The organism is Cryobacterium sp. N21, assembly GCF_002929575.1.
GTDB classification, from domain to species: Bacteria; Actinomycetota; Actinomycetes; order Actinomycetales; family Microbacteriaceae; genus Cryobacterium; species Cryobacterium flavum.
The window spans coordinates 23,647-42,626 of record NZ_PJJQ01000028.1 but is presented as its reverse complement, the minus strand read 5'-3'; the positions used below and the strand labels follow the sequence as shown (position 1 = coordinate 42,626).

Below are 18,980 nucleotides of genomic sequence, written 5' to 3'. Positions count from 1 at the left end.
TCGTGACCGGTGTGCAGCCCGCCATCCGTCTGACCGGTCTGACCAAGAGTTTTGGAAGCGTCCATGCCGTCGACGGCGTCGACCTGGATATCATCGAGGGGGAGTTCTTCTCCATGCTCGGCCCGTCGGGATCCGGAAAGACCACGGTTCTGCGCCTGATTGCCGGTTTCGAGCAGCCGACCAGCGGAACGATTTCGCTGCTCGGGCAGGACGTCACCGACCGGGCGCCGTTCGACCGCGACGTGAACACGGTGTTTCAGGACTACGCGTTGTTTCCGCACATGAGCGTGCTCGACAACGTGGCCTACGGGTTGCGGGTGCGCGGCGTCGCCAAGCGCGCCAGGCACGAACAGGCCCGTCAAGCCCTCGATACCGTGCGTTTGGGCAGTTTCGCCGATCGAAAGCCCAGCCAGCTCTCCGGCGGGCAGCGCCAGCGGGTGGCCCTGGCCCGGGCTACCGTCGTGCAGCCCAAGGTGCTGCTGCTCGACGAACCACTCGGCGCACTCGACCTCAAACTGCGCGAGCAGATGCAGGTCGAACTCAAGGAACTGCAGCGCACCCTGGGTATCACCTTCATTTTTGTCACCCACGACCAGCAGGAAGCCCTGACGCTCAGCGACCGCATCGCCGTGTTCAACGAGGGCAAAATCGAACAGCTCGGCACCCCGGCCGAGATCTACGAGCGCCCAGCTTCACCGTTCGTCGCGGCGTTCGTGGGCACCTCCAACATTTTCGATGACACCGTGTCGCAGACGCTTCTCGGTCGCGCTGGCACCCACTCGGTGCGCCCGGAGAAGGTTAGCGTGACCACCGAGAACCGGCCGCTTTCAGCCGATCGAACGGCCGCCGGCGTTCTCGCCGAGGTGATCTATGTCGGCAGCAGCACCCAGCTCATCGTCGACCTCGACGCCGGCACGCGGGTCGTCGTGCTCGAACAGAACGATGCGCACCGCGTGGCGACCAACGGGCGCGGCGCACGCGTCACCGTTGGCTGGAACGACTCCGACATCGTCACCCTCGCCCCACCAGTACTCACTTCCCACCCCTGACCGCACATCCCTGACCGCACCTCACGAATGGAGAAAGTCATGAAACGCAGTTCTACCCGTACCCGCTTCACCGCTGGCGCCCTCAGCGGCGTCGCGATCGTGTCGGTTGCCCTTCTTCTCACCGCCTGCGGTACCAGCCAGGGCGGCGGCACCGCTGCGCCGACCGAGGCTCAGGCCGAGCTCGGCGAGATGGAAGGCAGCGTCTCGCTGCTGGCCTGGCCCGGCTACGTCGAAGACGGCAGCAACGATCCAACGGTCGACTGGGTCAGCGCCTTCGAAGAGAAGACCGGCTGCACGGTCACCAGCAAGACTTACGGCACCTCCGACGAAGCGTTCAGCCTCATGAAGACCGGTGACTACGACGTCGTCGCGGCCTCCGGTGATGCCTCCCTGCGGCTTGTCGCCTCGGGGGACGTGGCGCCGGTCAACACCGACCTCATTCCCAACTACGCGGGCATCTTCGACTTTCTGAAGATGCAGTCCTGGAACAGCGTCGACGGTGTCTCCTACGGCATTCCGCACGGCTATGGTGCCAACTTGCTCATGTACAACACGGAGGTCGTGACCCCGGCACCCACGTCGTGGAATGTCGTCTTCGACAAGTCGTCCGACTACAAGGGTGCGGTGACCGCCTACGATTCGCCGATTTCGATAGCGGATGCCGCGGTCTACCTCATGGCGCACCAGCCGGAACTGGGAATTAAGAACCCGTACGCGCTCGACGAAACGCAGCTGGCGGCATCCGTTGAGCTGTTCAAGAACCAGCGCATCAACGTGGGCGAATACTGGTCGGACTACCTCAAGGAGGTGCAGGCCTTCGAAACCGGCGACACCGTGGTCGGTACCACCTGGCAGGTCATTCGCAACTCGCTCGCTGAGGGTACCCCGGCCGAAGTCGTGCTGCCCGAGGAAGGCGCGACTGGCTGGTCGGACACCTGGATGATCGCCGCAGGCGCGAAGAGCCCCAACTGCGCCTACGCCTGGCTGGACTACATCGCGAGCCCCGAAGCCAACGCGCAAGCCACCGAGTACTTCGGTGAGGCACCGTCCAACGCCGGAGCCTGCGACTTCACGGTCAACCCCGACCACTGTGCCAGCTACCACGCCGGCGACGCCGACTACGCGGCGCAGATCTGGTACTGGTCGACACCGATCGCGGAGTGCCTCGACGGGCGCACCGACGTGCAGTGCACCGATTACTCCGACTGGACCACCGCCTGGCAAGAAATCAAGGGCTAATCCGCCTGCTCGAGTCAGACAGAAGGAAGAATCATGACGGTTGACGCTCCCGCGCCACCCACCCGTCGGGCGGTGGTGCCCCAGCACCGTCGCACCATCGCCCGGCGGGGCTCGGTCTTTCTCAGCCGGCACCCACGACTGCGGCTGTCACTGCTGCTGAGTGCCCCCCTGTTCTGGCTCGGCCTGGTCTACGTCGCGGCCCTCGCCGCACTGCTGATCACCGCCCTGTGGACGGTGGACTCGTTCACCGGGCAGATTTCGCAAACCTGGACCCTCGACAACATCGTGGCGGTGCTCACAGGTTCGCTTTACCAAACCGTCACGCTGCGCACGGTCGGCGTGGCGCTGCTGGTCACGATCATCGACATTGTGATCGCGCTTCCAATCGCGTTCTACATGGCCAAGGTGGCGAGCCCTGGCGCCCAGCGGATTCTTGTGATCGCCATTCTGATGCCGCTCTGGGCGAGCTACCTGGTGAAGGCGTACGCCTGGCGATCGGTGCTCTCCCAGGGTGGAATTTTCGAATGGCTGGTGTCGCCGTTTGGCGGGCACAGTCCCGGTTACGGTCTGCCGGCAACGATCATCACCCTGTCCTACCTGTGGTTGCCGTACGTCATTCTGCCGATCTATGCGGGACTGGAGCGGGTGCCGGATTCACTGCTGGAGGCATCCGGTGATCTTGGCGGGGGTACCTGGGCGACGCTGCGCCTGGTAGTACTGCCCATGATCTGGCCGGCGATCATTGCCGGGTCGATCTTCAGTTTCTCACTGTCGCTCGGTGACTACATCACCGTAAATATCGTCGGCGGGGCCAACCAGATGCTCGGCAACCTCGTCTACACCAACGTGGGGGCCGCGAACAACCTGCCGCTCGCGGCCGCGATCGCGCTCATTCCCATTTTGATCATCTTCGCCTACCTCGCCGCCGTGCGGCGCACGGGCGCACTCAACAACCTGTAGGAGCCCTGCCATGCGTCTGAATCGCCCCGCCCGTGGTCTGCTCGCGGCCATCACGGCCGTGGTGCTGGCCCTTATTTATCTGCCCCTGCTCGTGGTCTTCGTGAACTCCTTCAGCACCAGCCAGAACCTCACCTGGCCGCCGCCGGGCTTCACCTTGGAATGGTGGGCCAAGGCGTTTCAGAGCGACGGTGCCCTTGACGCGGTGCTGACCAGCCTGCAAGTGGCCCTGGCCTCGACGGCGGTGGCGCTCGTGCTCGGCACGCTCATCTCGCTCGGGCTGCAACGCTTCGAATTCTTCGGCCGGGATGCCATCAGCCTGCTGGTCATCCTGCCGATCGCGCTGCCCGGCATCGTCACCGGCATCGCCCTGAACAATGCCTTCCGCACCGGACTCGGCGTGCAACTGTCGATTCTGACGCTCATCATCGCCCACGCCACGTTTTGTATCGTGACCGTGTTCAACAACGTGATCGCCCGGCTGCGGCGCCTCGGCACGAGCCTCGAAGATGCCTCGTCGGATCTCGGCGCCGGAATCTGGACCACGTTTCGCCTGGTGACCTTTCCCCAGTTGCGGTCAGCCCTGTTCGCCGGCGGCCTGCTCGCCTTCGCCCTGAGCTTTGACGAGATCATCGTGACGACGTTCACCGCCGGATCGAGTGTGAAGACCCTGCCGTTGTGGATTCTGGACAACCTGTTCCGGCCCCACCAGGCGCCGGTCGTCAATGTCATCGCCGTGGTGCTCGTGCTGGTTTCGATCATTCCCATCTACTTCGCGCAGCGCATTGCCGGCGCCGAAAAGGTTGTGCGCTAGCCGTTCGTGACCGGAACGGGTTAGGGTTTTTCGGTGGGCAGACAGGACGGCAGTGGGCGGCAGATTTCGGCGGACGACGTCGATGACCGATCAGCGACGGTGCTGCACGTTGACCTCGATGCGTTCTTCGTGTCGGTCGAGCTGCTGTCGCACCCCGAATACGTACGCCTGCCGGTGATCGTGGGCCACCGCGGGGGTCGGTCGGTCGTCACGGCGGCCAACTATATTGCGCGGCGCTACGGCGTGAACTCAGCGATGCCGATGGCACTCGCCCTGCGGCAGTGCCCGAACGCGATCGTGCTCGAGCCGCACATGGGCCTCTACAGGGACTATTCCACCCGGGTGATGAGCATTTTCGACGACGTCACCCCGCTCGTGGAACGGCTCGGCATCGACGAAGCCTTCCTCGACGTGGCCGGCGCAACCAATCTGTTCGGCTCCCCGGCCGTGATCGGCGAACTCATCCGCGCGCGGGTGCTCGCCGAGACCGGGCTGGTCTGCTCGGTGGGCGCGGCGTCGACCAAGTTTGTCGCCAAGCTTGCCTCCGGCCTGTCCAAACCCAACGGGCTGCTCGTCGTTCCGGCCGACGAAACGATCGAGTTCCTGCATCCGCTGCCCGTGACGGCCCTGTGGGGCGTAGGGGCGGCCACCGAGCAGACCCTGACCCGCCTCGGCCTGAAACTCATCGGCGACATCGCGCACGCGCCGCTGGACGTGCTGAAAAGGACGCTCGGGGAGGCATCCGGTCACAAGCTGTTCGAGCTGTCCTGGGGGCGTGACCCGCGTTCGGTGACGCTCGAGCGGGAGGAGAAGAGCGTCGGCCACGAGGTCACGTTCAAGCACGACGTGACCGACATTGACCGACTGCGCAGCGAGTTGCTGCGGCAGTGTGACCTCGTTGCGGCGCGGCTGCGGAGGGGCGATCTGGTTGCCAGGCGCGTGTCACTCAAGCTGCGCTACACCGATTTCAGCACGGTCACCCGTTCGCGCACCCTCGCCGAGCCCAGCAATGTCGGGCGGCGCATCTACGAGGAGGCCGTGGCCGCGTTCGACCTACTGGCCGCGGCGGGCATCCGCGTGCGCCTGATCGGGGTGCGGGCCGAGCAGCTGGGTACGGCGTCGGGATCGGTGGGGCTGTGGGATCCCGACGAGGATTGGCGGGGCGCCGAGCTGGCGGTCGACTCCGTGACCGAGCGATTCGGGGCGGGAATCGTGCGTCCGGCCTCGTTCTTCAAACCTCGCCCATAAGGCACGAGTCGACTACCCTGTTGGAATGACCAGCCTCCCGGAAAAACTCGCAGAAACGTTCCGTTCCGCCGGTGTGAAATCGGCGTACGGTGACCCCGTGCAAATCGACGGCGTCACCCTCGTACCCGTTGCGCTCACCTATTACGGCTTCGGCGGCGGCGACGCCGGTGAGGGCGGTGCCGGATCCGGCGGAGGCGGGGGCGGAGTGTCGCTGCCGATCGGCGCCTACGTGAAGTCGGGTGGTACCGCCCGGTTCGAGCCGAATGTCATCGCGCTGCTCGCCGTCGGCGCGCCGTTCCTGCTCGTGGCCGGCCGCGCCCTGGCCCGGGTGATCCGGGCCCTGAAGAAGTAGCCGCCCCTGCTGATGCTGCCCGTGGACGGGGCCCGGGCCCCGTCCACGGGCCCAGTTTATAGACTGGGCCCGTGGTCCTAAGGTGGGCCCGGGCGAGTGCCGCGCGGCTTGCGCGCAGAGCGGATGCGGCGCGGCCAGCGCGGCCGACGCGCGAACCGACCCGCGAACCCGCCCTGCGTGAACCGACGGCGCAGCCAGCGTGGCAGCCGACGCCGCAGCCAAGCCGGAAAGTGCCACGGGCCGCTCACCGGTAGGCCCGCAGCGATACGACGGCGGCGCAGAATGAAGCGGCGCATCAATACGAGGTATAGCCCTGCCAGCACGAGCAGAATGCCGATGCTCATCTCGTGATCCCCATGCCACAAGTCTAAGCGGGGCACTAGAATTGAACACGATCACGGGAGTCCGGTACACCGGGCTGAGAGGAAGCTGACCAAGCTTCGACCGTCGAACCTGATCTGGATCATGCCAGCGCAGGGAGGCTTCTCGATCCCGTGCCCTGTATTCACCTACGGAAAGGGCACGAACAGTGCACGCTACAACGACATCATTCAATCAGTCCAGCCGCGACGCATCGACGGCGAAAAAGCCGCGCAACTTTCGCTGGCGCGTCGTCGACATCGTCGTCGCGAGCGTCATTGGCGTGGCGAGCGGCGTCATCTTCTGGGCCTGGGGCCTCGCCTGGTCGCCGCTCAGCGCGATCCTCACGTTCACGCCCGGCCTCGAAGGCCTGTTGGCCGGCGGCTGGTTGTTTGCCGGAGTGCTCGGCGGCCTCATCATTCGCAAGCCCGGTGCGGCCCTCTACACCGAGGTCATCGCGGCCGTCGTGTCGATGCTGATCGGCACCCAGTGGGGCTTCTCCACGCTCATCTGGGGCATCGTCGAGGGCCTCGGCGCGGAGATCGTGCTGGCCCTGTTCTTGTACGCCAACTGGCGTCTCGGCGTCGCCCTCCTCGCCGGCGCCGGCGCCGGCGTGGCCGTTGGGCTGCTCGACACGACCGTCAGTTATGCGGCACTGGATATCGGTTTCAAGGCCGTCTACTTCGTATCCGCCGTCGTATCGGGCACTGTGCTCGCCGGGCTGCTGTCCTGGCTCGCCGTGCGCGGCCTGGCCCGCACCGGCGCGCTCAACCGATTCGCCGCCGGCCGGGAAGGTTCGCGCGCACCCGCCGCGATCAGTTAAGCGGATGCCAGCCCCTTCGTCGCACGCGTCCGCTCGCGGCCCGCAGATTCGGCCCGTGCAGATCGAAGCCCGAGGCTGGGGCTGGCGCCATGCCGGACGCCACAACCAAGCGGTGTCGAGGCTCGACCTGCGGATCGAGCCCGGCGAACGGGTCTTGCTGCTCGGGGCCAGCGGCGCCGGCAAGAGCACCCTGGTGCACGCGTTGGCCGGAGTGCTCGGCGACGCCGAGGACGGCGACGAGACGGGCAGTCTGCTCATTGACGGCAGGCGCGCGGCCGCGGCGCGGGGTCGGGTCGGACTCGTGCTGCAGGACCCGGACTCCCAGGTGGTACTCGCCCGGGTCGGCGACGACGTGGCGTTCGGCTGCGAGAACCTGGCTGTTCCGCGGGCAGAGATCTGGCCGCGCGTGCGGCGTGCCCTTGCCGAGGTCGGTCTGAACCTGCCGCTCGACCATCCCACGTCGAGCCTGAGTGGCGGCCAGAAACAGCGCCTGGCCCTGGCCGGTGTGCTGGCCATGCAGCCCGGACTACTACTGCTCGACGAACCGACCGCGAACCTCGACCCGGTCGGGGTCATCGAGGTGCGTGACGCCGTCGTGCGCTCTCTCGACCATTCCGGGGCCACCCTCGTCGTCATCGAACACCGCGTTGAGGTCTGGCAGGACGTCGTCGACCGCGTCATCGTGCTCGACCCGACCGGCGGTGCGCTGGCCGACGGGCCGACGCGCGAGATTCTCGCCATCCAGGGCGAGCGGCTGGCTCAGGCCGGCGTCTGGGTGCCAGCCCTGCCACCCCGGTTTCCGGTGCGGCACCCGATCAGCAATCCTCAGAGCCTGTTGCGGGCCGAGGGACTCGCGGTCGGGCGTGTTCCGTTTGGCCGACGCGCGGCATCCGTTGTCGCTGACGGAATCACCCTCTCCGTCGACGCCGGCAGGGCCACCGTCGTGACAGGGCCGAACGGCGCCGGCAAGTCCACCCTCGTCCTGACCCTGGCCGGTCTGTTGAAACCGGCCGGCGGAACGCTGCGCGCGAGCGACAGCCTGGCGGCTGGCATCCCGGCTGAGCCGCACCGGTGGCGCTCCCGGCAGCTGCTCACCCGCATCGGTGCCGTCTTCCAAGACCCCGAGCACCAGTTTCTGGCCGCCACGGTGCGCGGCGACCTGACTATCGGCCCGCACGCCCTCGGACTGAGCCCGGCTGAGCAGACCAGCCGCGTCGACGAGCTCATGCACCGGCTGCGGCTCGACTACCTCGCCGACGCCAACCCGTTCACCCTGTCCGGCGGCGAAAAGAGACGGATGTCCGTCGCCACCGTTCTCGCCACCCGCCCTCGCCTGCTCGTGCTCGATGAGCCGACGTTCGGGCAGGATTCCCGCACCTGGCAGGAACTCGTGGGCCTGCTCGCCGAGCTGCTCGACGAAGGCACCGCAATCGTTGCGGTCACCCACGACGCCCAGTTCGTCAGCGCTCTCGCAGATGAGGAGTATCGACTCGGCACGCCGATCACTCTGGGGGTGGCCAAGCCGTGAGCCTGATGACCCCCAGCATCCGCCCCAGCGTGGTTGCCCGCCTCAACCCGGTGGCCAAGCTCGCCGTTGCCCTCATCGTGAGCTGTGCGCTGCTGCTGTCGATCGACTGGGTGTCGGCGGGCGTGGCCCTGCTGCTCGAGGCCGTGCTACTCGCCTGGTGCGGCCTGAGCGCCCGCCATTTCTGGCTGCGCACGGCGCCGGTCTGGATCGCAGCGCCCATGGCATCGATCACGACGATTCTTTACGGTGAAGACTCCGGCGCGCTGCTCTGGCAGTTCGGCTTCATCTCGGTGACCGAGGGCTCCGCCCAGCTGGGTCTGGCCATCGGGCTGAGAGTGCTCGCGATCGGCCTGCCCGGCATCGTTCTGCTTGCCACGACCGACCCGACCGATCTCGCCGACGCCCTGGCCCAGGTACTGCGCCTGCCAGCTCGGTTCGTACTCGGCGGACTGGCCGGGCTGCGACTCGTGGGCATGTTCATCGACGACTGGCATTCGCTCGGACTTGCCCGGCGAGCCCGCGGGGTCGGCGATGGCGGCGGTCTGCGCGGCGCCGCCCGCCGGTTCTTCGGCCCGGCCTTCTCCCTGCTCGTCATCTCGGTGCGACGCGGCAGTAAGCTCGCCACGGCCATGGAAGCCCGCGGCTTCGGCAGCGACGAGCCCCGTACGTGGGCGAGGCCATCGCGCGTTCGGGCAGCGGATGCCGCTCTCGTCGCCATTGGATTTGCCATCGCCGGCATCGCCATCGGCGTCGCGGTGTGGGCAGAGACCTGGAGCTTTATTCTTGCCTGAAGCCAGCCCCAATATTAACTCGTTGCTGGCACCGCTGCTGCGAGCCCTGGCCGCGGCCGGACCGAACCCGGTCGTGCTCCTCGACGGGCCGAGCGGCGCCGGCAAGAGCACCCTCGCCGAGGCCCTCGTGGCCCACTGGCCGGGCGCGAACACGCCGCAGCTGGTGCGGATGGACGACATCTACCCAGGCTGGGACGGCCTCGACGCGGCGGTCGAGCACCTGCACCGGTGCATTCTCCTACCCCGATACAGCGGAAGCCCCGCGGCCTGGCAGCGTTACGACTGGGCCGTGAACGAGCCGGCGGAGTGGCATCCGCTTGACGCCGCCCGACCGCTGATCGTGGAGGGCTGCGGAACCCTCGCCGCCCGGCACGAAGCGCTCAGCGACGTGCGTGTCTGGCTTGCGGCGGACGACGAGCTGCGCAAACGGCGCGCGCTGGGTCGCGACGGCGAAGCCTTTCGAAGCCACTGGGACCAGTGGCAGCAGGAATGGGCCAGCTACCTCTCACGGGAAACGCCCGAGATTCGGGCAACGGTTCGCCTGCAGGCCACACGGGACTAGATTGGCTTCCATGAGCCCAGACAGTGACACCCCGACCCTGTACATCGCCGAGTTCATCGACGGCCCGCTTGAGGGTCAGATCGATTCCCGCGCGCTCGTGCGGGGAAAACACGCGCCCCGCATCAGCATGGTTGCCGCCGTCGGCGGCCTCGAGTCGGTGTTCTGGTACGACGAGGTCGACGAACGTGACGTGAGCGGGCAACTCCGCGTACGGTACGCCTTCGACCAGGGCGACAGCGACCCCATCGACACCGAGGTTGAGCCGCTGTAGAACTACTGGTCGAGCAGGGCCGTGATCATCACGATCGGATGCAGCAGCCGCCAGCCCGGCCCCGGGTCGGCGATGCCCTGGTCCAGTTTCAGCGCCGCCGAGAGTTTCTCCCCGGCAACGGTGAGCCGCACCTGGCCCACGTTCGCGCCGGTGCGGGCCGTGGCGAAGTCCTTGAGCTCGACCGTTGCGGCCTCGGGAGTCGTGGCCTGCCAGGCGTAGCGGGTGCGCGACACCCCGACCACGGCCGAGGCCTCATCGCCCCACGCCGATTCGAACGTGGCATAGGCATCGCCGGCGGCCAGAACCGGCAGCGGTCCCACGCCAGCCCGCGCGCTCGCCATGAGGGCGGTCAGGTCTGCCGTGAGCGCATCATAGGTCGGCTCACCGATAAACGCACCGGAGAACGTGAAACTTGAGGCGCCGTCACTGACCGTGGCGGTGAACAGAAAGCAGACCCCGGCGGCATCCGTATAGCTGCGCGAAACGCCTGTGATGCCCTCCTCGGGCAAGTACGACGTCGTATTCTGCACTCCGCGACGGTTCGCCAAAGCGGTTGCAGGACTGGCCAGCATCGAAGACACGATCGGGTCGGTCGCGGCCAGGCCGGCGAGGTGGGCCAGATCGGTGGCGGTTCCGGCGCTCGCATCGTGCAGCCCGGTGGCGTCGACGACGGAGGTGCCGGTCAGCCCGTTGTCGGACAGCCAGGCGTTGGCAGCCACCACGTAGGCGTCGACCGAACCGAACGCCCAGCGGGCCACGGTATCGGCGTGATTGTTGCTCGATCCGAGCAGCAGCGCCTGCAGTAGCTCGAGTTCGGCCCACTGCTCGTCGGCGAAGACAGCGACCGAGCGCGCTCCGGCCTTGTCGTAGTCGAGGTAGCTCTGAAAATCGGCGGCCGTGAGCGTCACGATCGGGCCAGACTCGCCCGCCACAATCGGTTTCGCGTCGAGAACGACGAGGGCGGTCACCACTTTGGCAATGGAGGCCAGGGGAAGCGCCTCGGCCGTGCCCGCGACCGCGATCGGCGCCGAAGGTTGCGAACCCTCCGCGCGGGTTGACGTCGTGCCGGACGCGTCGCTGGTCGTGGCGGCGAGAACGGTGATTGCGCTCGCGCCGTTGGCGGGAAGCACCGGGGGAGTGGGTGCCGTGGCCGTGGCGGCGGGCGTGACCGTGAAGGCGGTGACCGGTGGCAGGGGCCCCAGCAGCGTCGCGGGGCCGTAGACGCCGAAACCGAGGATCACCACGGTTCCGACCAGAATGCCAACGAGACGGCCGGGACGGAAGGAGCTCATTCTTCAAGGCTAGACCGCTCGGAGTCAGCCCCAGCCGAGTTCGTGCAGCCTGTCGTCATCAATGCCGTAGAAATGGGCGATTTCATGCACCAGGGTGATGTGAATTTCATCGTGCAGGTCGTCCAGGGTTTCGCAGATCGCCAAAAGCGGCTCACGATACAGCACAATACGATCGGGCATCTCACCAAAGCCGTACTGGCCGCGCTCGGTGAGGGCGACCCCGTCATACAGGCCCAGGATGTTGAGGGTGCCGTCTTCGGGACGGTCTTCGACCACGAAGATCACGTTGTCGAGCCCGTCGACCATGTCGTCGGGCAGAAGATCGAGTTCGTCAACGACGAGGCGCTCGAATGCGGACGCGTCAAGTTGTAACATCGCGGCCTGCCTTCGACGCCCGACAAGCCAGTGTTTCATTGGGGTGAGTAACGGGGATTGAACCCGCGACCTCCTGGACCACAACCAGGCGCTCTGCCAACTGAGCTATACCCACCATGCGTCCCCACGATTTCACGCGGGGCAACTCAGCAATCCTATTACACCTCGGAGGCGAATAAGTGCACAACTTCGGCCGCGTGCGACTTGGCCTCGTCACTGGTCGGGCCCGGGTCGGCCACGAACACCGTCTGACGGTAGTACGCGAGCTCGCGAATTGATTCAAGAATGTCGGCGAGGGCGCGGTGGCCCCCGTCTTTCGCCGGGGCGTTGAAGTACACCCGCGGGTACCAGCGTCGGGCGAGCTCCTTGATTGAGGACACGTCGACGTTGCGGTAGTGCAGCTGGTTGTCAAGGCGCGGCATGTAACGGGTGAGGAAGGCCCGGTCGGTGCCGATAGAGTTGCCGGCCAGCGGAGCCTTTTGCTCGGACGGGATGAACTTCAAGACATATTCGAGAACCTGGAACTCGGCCTCGGCGGCGCTGACGCCGCCCGGAATCTCGGTGATCAGACCAGAGGAGGTGTGCATATTGCGCACGAAGTCGCCCATGTTTTCGAGGGCGGAGTCATTGGGCTTGATGATGATGTCAAGGCCGGGGTCAAGCACATTGAGGTCGTAGTCGGTGATGACGACGGCAATCTCGACGAGTTCGTCGCGGTCCAGGTCGAGCCCTGTCATCTCGCAATCGATCCAAACCAGTCGGTCGGGACTTTTCGACGTCGGGGAGGTCGCGGGGGATGTTGTCGGTGCTGTACCAGTCGTGCTGTTCGTCATTCGTCGAGTCTACCGGTGGCCTGCGACAGGGCCTGTAAACTTGAGGGCTACCGATGTTCAACGCACCACCTGCGAGGCCCTGATGGAATTCACACTGTATTCGTCGTCATTTTGCGAACCGTGCATGCAAACGCGAGCGGTCCTCGCCGAGGCGAAACGGCTGGTTTCCGGGGCGACGATGCGCGAGATCGACGTGGCCGGTGAACCCGAGCAGGCCGAGGCGCTGCTCATTCGCAACACTCCCACGGTCATCATCACCAACGGTGTCGGTGCCGAGGTTTTTCGTGCGGCGGGTGTTCCCACCCTCGCGCAGGTGCTCGTCGCGGCCGCCAAGGCGCTCTGACGTTTACGGCTCGTTGGTCACGCTCCCGCTACGCCGCCCTGCACTGCCCGGCCCTCCGGAGAGATCACATCGCCGTAGTACTCGATCACGAATGACCGCGCCAGCCGGCCGGCCGTGGGCCCGTCACCCGCGGAGATCGCGGCCAGAATTTCCCGGTCGTGGGCCAGCGACAATTCCATCTTGGCCGCCGAGTCGGGTGAACGATCGAGTCCGCCGGTGACCATGTCGATGAGCGCTCCGCGGGTTGCCTCCCCACAGATCTGCATGAGCTGGTTGTCACTGGCGGCCCACACGCTGGCGTGGAACGCGACATCCGCTCGGCTGAAGGCGACCGGACCGTGCGCGATCTCTGCCTGCATGGCGTCTACGGCGGCGCGCATCGCCTCCAGCTGCTCCTCGGTGCGGTGCTGCGCGGCCAGGGTGCAGGCGGCGTCCTCCAGCATGATGCGAAACTCCACGAGCTCCGACAGTGCGATGGTTTCCAGGCGCACCAAACGGTTCACGGTCTTGGTGAGAATGGCCGGAGACGCTTGCAGAACCTCCGGTCCGCGCGGGTCGCCGGGCCGCGAGCGCACCAGCCCTGTGCTCTCGAGTACGCGCAGCGCCTCCCGGATGGTCGACCGGCTCACTTCGAAGGTGAGCATCAGTTCGCGCTCGCTTGGCAGGCGATCGCCGGGGCGGAGGTCGCGTGTGCTGATGGCTGACTCGATCTGCTCGACGACGCGTTCGTAGGCTTTGACAGTTTTCACGGCGGTAAATGCGGCTTTGCGAGTCATTGGCACTCCCTCGAGGTTGCGACCGGCGTCATAGAACTGGCGCCAATTGAAGCGGTGTCAATATCGGGGTCGATCTTGACGATCTGAGATCTACATGTAAAGCTGACTTTGGTACAGAGTGTACTGGTCTGACCATGTATTTCTCCGGTATGGACAGCACATTTCCACAGTATTTCTGGCCGCTCGTTTTCGGGCCAGCCGAACCAGAGGGGCACGTTCGAATGAGGGCACACACCCGGCGAAGCCTGTTCGCCAGCATTGCCACGGTCATGGTTGCGTCGATGGCCCTGGTCGGTTGTTCCACCGGTTCGACGACCGCCGAGGGGGAGCCGGACACATCGTTGACCGTTGGTCTGCTGGCCACGCCCGGCAACCTCGACTACACCACGACCGCCGGTGCCGCCATTCCACAAGCACTGCTCTACAACGTCTACGAGGGACTGGTGAAACTCGACAACGACGGCACCATCATCCCCTTGCTCGCCACATCCTGGACCGTCAGCGACGACGGCCTGGTCTATGACTTTCTGCTGCACGAGGGCGTGACCTTTTCCGACGGGTCGCCGTTCACGGCCGAGAGCGTCAAGTTCAGCCTGGAACGGGTCAAGGACAACTGGACCGCCAACGGGCCGGCCTACCTTGATCCGATCGCCAGCATCGAGGCCGTCAGCGACACCGAGGCCCGCATCACCCTGTCAAAGCCGAGCAACAGCTGGCTCTTCAATATGACTGGTCCGGTCGGCACGATGTTCACCGAATCCGGAATCGCTGACCTGGCCACGGCCCCGGTAGGCACCGGGCCGTACACGGTCAGCTCGTTCAAAACCGGGGACAGCCTCGTGCTTGCCGCCAACACCGACTACTGGGGCGAGGCCCCCTATATGACCGACGTCACCCTGCGCTACTTCACGGACGCAACAGCGCAGACCAATGCCCTGCTGAGCGGCGACATCAACCTCATCTCGGGCATCTCGCAGTTTCAGCTGGTCGACCAGTTCAAGGCCAACGCCGACTTCCAGGTGCTCGAGGGCGCCAGCACGGGCGAGGTTACCCTGTCGATGAACAACGCGAGCGACGCATTCAGTGACGTTCGGGTGCGGCAGGCGGTCGTGTATGCGATCGACCGTCAGGCCGTCATGGACACGGCGAACAGCGGTTACGGCCTGCTGATCGGCTCCATGGTGCCGCCGACCGACCCCTGGTACGACAAGGGTCTGGCCGATCTGTACCCCTACGACCCCGAGAAAGCCACCGAACTGCTCGACGAAGCCGGAGTCAGCGACCTGACTGTGGCTTTCAAGATTCCCAACCTTCCGTACGCCGTGGCCGGGGCGCAGGTCGTCAAGGACCAGCTCGCCAAGGTGGGCATCACCGCCAACGTGACGGCCCTCGAATTTCCCGCCGTGTGGCTCGATGACGTCTTCTCGGGCCACGACTACGACATGTCGCTCATCATGCACAGTGAACCGCGTGACGTGACGGTCTTCGCCGCCCCCACTTACTACGCGGGGTACAACTCGCCCGAGGTGATGACCAAATTTGCCGAAGCGGATGCCGCCGACCCGGCCACCTACATCGAACTGATGAAGGAGGCCACGACCACCATGGCCGAGGAAGCCGCCGCAGATTGGCTCTATCTGCAGCCGGCCATCTCCCTCGCCGACGCTGACCTGCTCGGGGTGCCCAAGAACACGCCGAGCCTCGCGCTGGACCTGTCGACCATCGCACGATAGGGCGAGGTTGCCGGAACGCGTACGGTTGGTGTGAAACAGTCAGAGGAAAGTTATGGTTCTTGTGGTTCTGCGCCGCATCGGCGTGTTCGCCACCACGGTCGTCGTGGCCTCAATCGTGACGTTTTTGATGCTGTCGATTCTGCCCGGCAACGCCGCACGCATCGCCCTGGGCGTGCAGGCGAGTGAAGCGGATGTTGCAGCGCAAGCCACACTCATGGGTCTCGACCGCCCCGCGATCGTGCGCTACCTGGACTGGTTCGGGCACGTGCTCATCGGCGACTTCGGCACCTCCACTGTGTCGCGTCAGCCGATCGGGCCCGAAATAGCGGATGCCCTCGGCATCACCGTGATCCTGGTGCTGACCAGCGTCGTGCTCGCCCTGCTGTTTGCGATCCCGTTCGGAATCCTGACCGCAGTCAGGCAGCGAAAGCCCGACGGAGCGATTCTCTCCGGCATCAGCCAGATCGGCGTCGCCGTGCCGGGGTTTCTGGCCGGGATGCTGCTCGTCACCGTCTTCGCCGTGACGCTCCGCTGGCTACCGGCGGGCGGCTGGGTTGACCCCGGCGAGGACTTCGGCGGATTCCTCGAGCACCTGATCCTCCCCGCGATCGCCCTCGGCAGTGTGCAGGGTGCCGTGCTCAGCCGCTACGTGCGCTCATCCGTTTTGGAGGTCATGCGGGAAGACTTCATCCGCACCGCCAGGGCCAAAGGCCTCGGCGCGGGGCGGGCACTGTTTCGGCACGGGCTGCGGAACGCTGCCGTTCCGGTGATGACCGTGCTCGGCCTGCAGATTGCCACCCTTTTGGTCGGCGCCGTCGTGATCGAGCGGGTGTTCAGCATTCCCGGCCTCGGCAGCCTGCTGCTCGACAAGGTCGCCCTGCGCGACCTGCCCGCCGTTCAGGGCATCGTGCTCGTACTGGTCGTGTTCGTGCTGGCGCTGAACTTTCTGGTCGACCTCGCCTTCACCGTGATCGATCCCCGACTCCGGAGCGCCACATGACCGCCATCAAGCCAAGGACGCCGACGCGACGTGCTGCCGGTCACAGCGGCCGAGCCACGCTCTGGGCCGGACTCGTGCTCATCGGCCTCGTCGTGCTGGCCGCCGTCGTCTCGGCTTTCTGGACCCCGTTCGATCCCGAAGGCGTCTTCTCCGATTCCATCCTGCGCCCGCCCGGCGCCGAACATCTGCTGGGCACCGACAGTTTCGGGCGAGACGTCTTCAGCTCCATTCTGCGCGGCGCACAGATCTCACTGCTCGTGGGTACGGTCGCGGTCGGGATCGCGGCCGTGCTCGGCGTGCCGTTCGGTATCGTGGCCGGCATGAATCCGGGCCGACTCGACCAGTTCATGATGCGCGGCAACGACATCTCGCTCGCCTTCCCGGCCCTGCTGCTCGCAATCATCTTCGGTGCCATCTTCGGCGCCGGCACCGTCACGGCCATGGTGGCCCTCGGCATCGGCACGGCACCGGCGTTCGCCCTCATCGCCCGCAGCGGCACCATGCAGATCATGAGCCGTGAATACGTGCAGGCCGCCCGCGCCTCGGGCAAGAGCGGCCTCTTCATCGGCATGCGGCACATTCTGCCCAATATCAGCGGCATGCTCATCGTGCAGGCGTCGGTCTCCTTCGGCATCGCCGTTCTCGCCGAAGCAGCCCTCTCCTATCTGGGGCTCGGCACCCCGCCGCCGACCCCGTCGTGGGGCCGCATGCTGCAGGATGCCCAGGGTTATCTGTTCATTGAACCGCTGCTCATCGTCTGGCCGGGAATCGCCATCGCCATCGCGGTGCTCGGCTTCAACCTGCTCGGGGATGGCCTCCGCGATCGCTTCGACCCCAGAATGCAGGTGAATCGATGACCGTGCCTACCCTCAGCGTAAACGACCTACGGGTTGCCTCGCCCTTCGCCGACCTGCTGCACGGCATCAGCTTCGACATCTCCGCCGGCGAACGGGTCGGCCTGATCGGGGAATCCGGGTCGGGAAAGTCGCTCACCGCGACCTCCGTCATGGGGCTGCTGCCGGAAACCCTCACGGCCACCGGCACGATCCGGCTGAACGGGGTCGACGCCGACCTGCTCACCGCGCCCGAACGCCGCCTGAACCAATTGCGCGGCACCACCATGGCCATGGTTTTTCAGGAACCGATGACCGCCCTGAACCCGCTCATGCGGGTCGGCACCCAGGTTGCCGAGATCATGACGGTGCACCACACGGAAACCGGGCGGCGCCAGGCTCGGCAGCGGGCCGTCGAGCTTCTGGCCCTGGTCAAACTACCCAACCCTGCCGAGGCGGCCCTCGCCTTTCCGCACCAGCTCTCCGGCGGGCAACGCCAACGGGTGATGCTAGCGATGGCCATGGCCAACGACCCGCTTTTGTTGCTCTGCGACGAACCGACCACGGCCCTCGACGTCACGGTGCAGGCCGAGGTGCTGAAGCTCATCGGCAACCTCGTCACCGAGCGCGGCACCGCGCTGCTGCTGATCACCCACGACATCGCCGTGGTCGCCGAAGTCTGCCAGCGGGTGCTCGTGATGTACCGGGGCGAGATCGTCGAAGACGGGCCGGTGGGGCGCGTGTTGACCGCGCCGCAGCATCCGTACACGCAAAAACTGATCGCGGCCTCCGACCTCTCCTCGGTCGATGACCGCGGCCGCCTGCACACCATGTCGATGCCGGTCGTCGGCAGGCCACCCGCGGCAGTATCCGCGCCCCGTCAGATTCACACGGATGCCGCCGCCGCGGTAATCCGGCCGCCGCACCGCGCCGTCCACCAGCGCCTCGAGCCGGGCGATCCTCCGGTGATCTTCAACGAGGTGACCGGTGCGCCCGCCATCTCGGTGCGCGACCTCAGCCGGCAGTACCGACGACGCGGCGGCGGACTGTTCGCAACGGCACCCATCGTGCATGGTCTGCGCGACGTGTCCTTCGACGTGGCCGAGGGTCAGCGATTCGGCATCGTGGGGGAGTCCGGCTCCGGCAAATCCACCCTCATGCGCATCCTCTGCGCCCTCGACCAACCGACGACCGGCACGGTCGACGTGCTCGGGCAACCCATCGCGGGAGCCTCCGAACGGCACCTGCGCGACTTTCGCAGCCAGGTGCAGATCGTGTTCCAGGACCCGATGGGGTCCCTCGATCCGCGCATGAAGGTGCGTGACATCGTCGCCGAACCCCTGCGCAATGTCAATCGGGCCGAGGCCCTTGCCCGGGTGGAGGCCCAGCTCAATGCGGTCGGGCTCGACGCCGATGTGATGAACCGGCATCCGCACCAGTTCTCCGGCGGCCAGCGGCAACGCATCTCCATTGCACGGGCCCTCATCACCAGGCCCCGGGTTCTGGTGGCCGACGAGGCGGTCAGCGCCCTCGACGTGTCGGTGCGCGCCCAGGTGCTGAACCTGCTCGCCGACCTGGTCGACGAATACCAGCTCACGCTCGTGTTCGTCTCGCACGACCTCGGTGTTATTCGCCACCTCTGCGACACCGTGGCCGTCATCTCCGACGGTCGCATCGTCGAATGCGGGCCCACCGCCGACGTCTACGACAGTCCGTTGCACCCGTACACGCGCCAACTGGTCAGCGCCACGCCATCCATGGACGAGCTGGCCCGCCGCGTCGCCCCCTGAAGCCGCACCTG

General features: G+C 66.2%; 21 protein-coding genes, 1 tRNA gene and 1 riboswitch. Of the genes, 16 read left to right on the top strand and 6 right to left on the bottom strand.

Translation table 11 applies throughout. The annotated features are described in order from the left end of the window. The first annotated feature begins 2 nt into the window (after positions 1 to 2). From CXY77_RS04480 to CXY77_RS04455, 6 genes are read left to right on the top strand one after another with little or no spacing between them, the layout of a single operon-like run. Positions 3 to 1,049 (top strand): ABC transporter ATP-binding protein, encoded by a 1,047-nt coding sequence (locus tag CXY77_RS04480; RefSeq protein WP_092341151.1) that lies wholly within the window; start codon positions 3 to 5, stop codon positions 1,047 to 1,049. Positions 1,050 to 1,088: 39 nt separating this feature from the next. Further along, positions 1,089 to 2,288: an ABC transporter substrate-binding protein gene (locus CXY77_RS04475; RefSeq protein WP_092341150.1), complete on the top strand. Its 1,200-nt coding sequence runs from the start codon at positions 1,089 to 1,091 to the stop codon at positions 2,286 to 2,288. 33 nt (positions 2,289 to 2,321) lie between these two features. Further along, positions 2,322 to 3,248, top strand: coding sequence for an ABC transporter permease (locus CXY77_RS04470; RefSeq protein ID WP_092341149.1), 927 nt, complete (start codon positions 2,322 to 2,324; stop codon positions 3,246 to 3,248). A 10-nt stretch (positions 3,249 to 3,258) separates the two neighbouring features. Then, positions 3,259 to 4,059 carry an ABC transporter permease gene (locus CXY77_RS04465; RefSeq protein WP_104129759.1) on the top strand — a complete coding sequence of 267 codons (801 nt, stop codon included), beginning with the start codon at positions 3,259 to 3,261 and terminating at the stop codon, positions 4,057 to 4,059. 33 nt (positions 4,060 to 4,092) lie between these two features. Beyond that, entirely contained in the window at positions 4,093 to 5,307 is a 1,215-nt protein-coding gene (gene dinB, locus CXY77_RS04460; RefSeq protein ID WP_104129758.1) for a DNA polymerase IV, read from the top strand. A gap of 25 nt (positions 5,308 to 5,332) precedes the next feature. Further along, the gene (locus CXY77_RS04455; RefSeq protein ID WP_092341146.1) at positions 5,333 to 5,659 is read left to right on the top strand and encodes a hypothetical protein; all 327 of its coding nucleotides are present in this window, start codon (positions 5,333 to 5,335) and stop codon (positions 5,657 to 5,659) included. A gap of 77 nt (positions 5,660 to 5,736) precedes the next feature. Here the strand turns inward: CXY77_RS04455 and CXY77_RS04450 are convergent, their stop codons facing one another. Then, positions 5,737 to 6,003, bottom strand: a complete 267-nt coding sequence (locus tag CXY77_RS04450; protein ID WP_092341145.1) for a hypothetical protein — start codon at positions 6,001 to 6,003, stop codon at positions 5,737 to 5,739. 43 nt (positions 6,004 to 6,046) lie between these two features. Then, positions 6,047 to 6,156, top strand: a riboswitch (TPP riboswitch). 32 nt (positions 6,157 to 6,188) lie between these two features. Between CXY77_RS04450 and CXY77_RS04445 the strand changes: the two genes are divergently transcribed. The 5 genes from CXY77_RS04445 to CXY77_RS04425 are packed head-to-tail and all read left to right on the top strand — an operon-like array spanning position 6,189 to position 9,994. After that, positions 6,189 to 6,842, top strand: coding sequence for an ECF transporter S component (locus CXY77_RS04445; RefSeq protein ID WP_092341144.1), 654 nt, complete (start codon positions 6,189 to 6,191; stop codon positions 6,840 to 6,842). A gap of 4 nt (positions 6,843 to 6,846) precedes the next feature. Next, the gene (locus CXY77_RS04440) at positions 6,847 to 8,370 is read left to right on the top strand and encodes an ABC transporter ATP-binding protein (RefSeq protein ID WP_092341143.1); all 1,524 of its coding nucleotides are present in this window, start codon (positions 6,847 to 6,849) and stop codon (positions 8,368 to 8,370) included. A gap of 5 nt (positions 8,371 to 8,375) precedes the next feature. Beyond that, positions 8,376 to 9,161 carry an energy-coupling factor transporter transmembrane component T gene (locus CXY77_RS04435; protein WP_199181883.1) on the top strand — a complete coding sequence of 262 codons (786 nt, stop codon included), beginning with the start codon at positions 8,376 to 8,378 and terminating at the stop codon, positions 9,159 to 9,161. Further along, entirely contained in the window at positions 9,154 to 9,723 is a 570-nt protein-coding gene (locus CXY77_RS04430; protein WP_233197226.1) for an AAA family ATPase, read from the top strand. The genes CXY77_RS04435 and CXY77_RS04430 overlap by 8 nt, the downstream gene beginning before the upstream one ends. 10 nt (positions 9,724 to 9,733) lie before the next feature. Then, positions 9,734 to 9,994, top strand: coding sequence for a hypothetical protein (locus CXY77_RS04425; RefSeq protein ID WP_092341140.1), 261 nt, complete (start codon positions 9,734 to 9,736; stop codon positions 9,992 to 9,994). 2 nt (positions 9,995 to 9,996) lie between these two features. Here the strand turns inward: CXY77_RS04425 and CXY77_RS04420 are convergent, their stop codons facing one another. The 4 genes from CXY77_RS04420 to orn form a co-directional block, all read right to left on the bottom strand. Then, positions 9,997 to 11,286: a hypothetical protein gene (locus CXY77_RS04420; RefSeq protein ID WP_092341139.1), complete on the bottom strand. Its 1,290-nt coding sequence runs from the start codon at positions 11,284 to 11,286 to the stop codon at positions 9,997 to 9,999. 24 nt (positions 11,287 to 11,310) lie between these two features. Continuing rightward, positions 11,311 to 11,661, bottom strand: a complete 351-nt coding sequence (locus CXY77_RS04415; RefSeq protein ID WP_092341138.1) for a metallopeptidase family protein — start codon at positions 11,659 to 11,661, stop codon at positions 11,311 to 11,313. A 39-nt stretch (positions 11,662 to 11,700) separates the two neighbouring features. Then, positions 11,701 to 11,776 (bottom strand) — tRNA-His (locus tag CXY77_RS04410). A gap of 43 nt (positions 11,777 to 11,819) precedes the next feature. Continuing rightward, positions 11,820 to 12,494 (bottom strand): oligoribonuclease, encoded by a 675-nt coding sequence (orn, locus tag CXY77_RS04405; RefSeq protein ID WP_092341137.1) that lies wholly within the window; start codon positions 12,492 to 12,494, stop codon positions 11,820 to 11,822. A gap of 124 nt (positions 12,495 to 12,618) precedes the next feature. Here orn and CXY77_RS04400 point away from each other — a divergent pair, with 124 nt between their 5' ends. Next, on the top strand, positions 12,619 to 12,837 hold the full coding sequence (locus CXY77_RS04400; RefSeq protein WP_233197225.1) for a thioredoxin: 219 nt from the start codon (positions 12,619 to 12,621) through the stop codon (positions 12,835 to 12,837). Between the two features lie 17 nt (positions 12,838 to 12,854). Here the strand turns inward: CXY77_RS04400 and CXY77_RS04395 are convergent, their stop codons facing one another. After that, positions 12,855 to 13,613 (bottom strand): FadR/GntR family transcriptional regulator, encoded by a 759-nt coding sequence (locus tag CXY77_RS04395; protein WP_104129755.1) that lies wholly within the window; start codon positions 13,611 to 13,613, stop codon positions 12,855 to 12,857. A gap of 221 nt (positions 13,614 to 13,834) precedes the next feature. Between CXY77_RS04395 and CXY77_RS04390 the strand changes: the two genes are divergently transcribed. Genes CXY77_RS04390 through CXY77_RS04375 form a run of 4 tightly spaced genes read left to right on the top strand, consistent with a single transcriptional unit; the run spans position 13,835 to position 18,969 of the window. Beyond that, the gene (locus tag CXY77_RS04390) at positions 13,835 to 15,346 is read left to right on the top strand and encodes an ABC transporter substrate-binding protein (RefSeq protein WP_104088279.1); all 1,512 of its coding nucleotides are present in this window, start codon (positions 13,835 to 13,837) and stop codon (positions 15,344 to 15,346) included. A 52-nt stretch (positions 15,347 to 15,398) separates the two neighbouring features. Further along, on the top strand, positions 15,399 to 16,346 hold the full coding sequence (locus tag CXY77_RS04385) for an ABC transporter permease (RefSeq protein WP_104088204.1): 948 nt from the start codon (positions 15,399 to 15,401) through the stop codon (positions 16,344 to 16,346). Continuing rightward, positions 16,343 to 17,203 carry an ABC transporter permease gene (locus CXY77_RS04380; protein ID WP_092341133.1) on the top strand — a complete coding sequence of 287 codons (861 nt, stop codon included), beginning with the start codon at positions 16,343 to 16,345 and terminating at the stop codon, positions 17,201 to 17,203. Before CXY77_RS04385 ends, CXY77_RS04380 begins: the two co-directional genes overlap by 4 nt. Further along, positions 17,200 to 18,969, top strand: a complete 1,770-nt coding sequence (locus tag CXY77_RS04375) for an ABC transporter ATP-binding protein (protein WP_104088202.1) — start codon at positions 17,200 to 17,202, stop codon at positions 18,967 to 18,969. The genes CXY77_RS04380 and CXY77_RS04375 overlap by 4 nt, the downstream gene beginning before the upstream one ends. Positions 18,970 to 18,980: the final 11 nt, after the last annotated feature.

Bases quoted from the DNA above. Each gene is read 5' to 3' on its own strand.
- CXY77_RS04475 (WP_092341150.1), top strand. From the start codon at position 1,089: ATGAAACGCAGTTCTACCCGTACCCGCTTCACCGCTGGCGCCCTCAGC.
- CXY77_RS04470 (WP_092341149.1), top strand. From the start codon at position 2,322: ATGACGGTTGACGCTCCCGCGCCACCCACCCGTCGGGCGGTGGTGCCC.
- CXY77_RS04465 (WP_104129759.1), top strand. From the start codon at position 3,259: ATGCGTCTGAATCGCCCCGCCCGTGGTCTGCTCGCGGCCATCACGGCC.
- CXY77_RS04455 (WP_092341146.1), top strand. From the start codon at position 5,333: ATGACCAGCCTCCCGGAAAAACTCGCAGAAACGTTCCGTTCCGCCGGT.
- CXY77_RS04450 (WP_092341145.1), bottom strand. From the start codon at position 6,003: ATGAGCATCGGCATTCTGCTCGTGCTGGCAGGGCTATACCTCGTATTG.
- CXY77_RS04440 (WP_092341143.1), top strand. From the start codon at position 6,847: ATGCCAGCCCCTTCGTCGCACGCGTCCGCTCGCGGCCCGCAGATTCGG.
- CXY77_RS04435 (WP_199181883.1), top strand. From the start codon at position 8,376: ATGACCCCCAGCATCCGCCCCAGCGTGGTTGCCCGCCTCAACCCGGTG.
- CXY77_RS04425 (WP_092341140.1), top strand. From the start codon at position 9,734: ATGAGCCCAGACAGTGACACCCCGACCCTGTACATCGCCGAGTTCATC.
- CXY77_RS04420 (WP_092341139.1), bottom strand. From the start codon at position 11,286: ATGAGCTCCTTCCGTCCCGGCCGTCTCGTTGGCATTCTGGTCGGAACC.
- CXY77_RS04415 (WP_092341138.1), bottom strand. From the start codon at position 11,661: ATGTTACAACTTGACGCGTCCGCATTCGAGCGCCTCGTCGTTGACGAA.
- orn (WP_092341137.1), bottom strand. From the start codon at position 12,494: ATGACGAACAGCACGACTGGTACAGCACCGACAACATCCCCCGCGACC.
- CXY77_RS04400 (WP_233197225.1), top strand. From the start codon at position 12,619: ATGCAAACGCGAGCGGTCCTCGCCGAGGCGAAACGGCTGGTTTCCGGG.
- CXY77_RS04395 (WP_104129755.1), bottom strand. From the start codon at position 13,613: ATGACTCGCAAAGCCGCATTTACCGCCGTGAAAACTGTCAAAGCCTAC.
- CXY77_RS04390 (WP_104088279.1), top strand. From the start codon at position 13,835: ATGAGGGCACACACCCGGCGAAGCCTGTTCGCCAGCATTGCCACGGTC.
- CXY77_RS04385 (WP_104088204.1), top strand. From the start codon at position 15,399: ATGGTTCTTGTGGTTCTGCGCCGCATCGGCGTGTTCGCCACCACGGTC.
- CXY77_RS04380 (WP_092341133.1), top strand. From the start codon at position 16,343: ATGACCGCCATCAAGCCAAGGACGCCGACGCGACGTGCTGCCGGTCAC.
- CXY77_RS04375 (WP_104088202.1), top strand. From the start codon at position 17,200: ATGACCGTGCCTACCCTCAGCGTAAACGACCTACGGGTTGCCTCGCCC.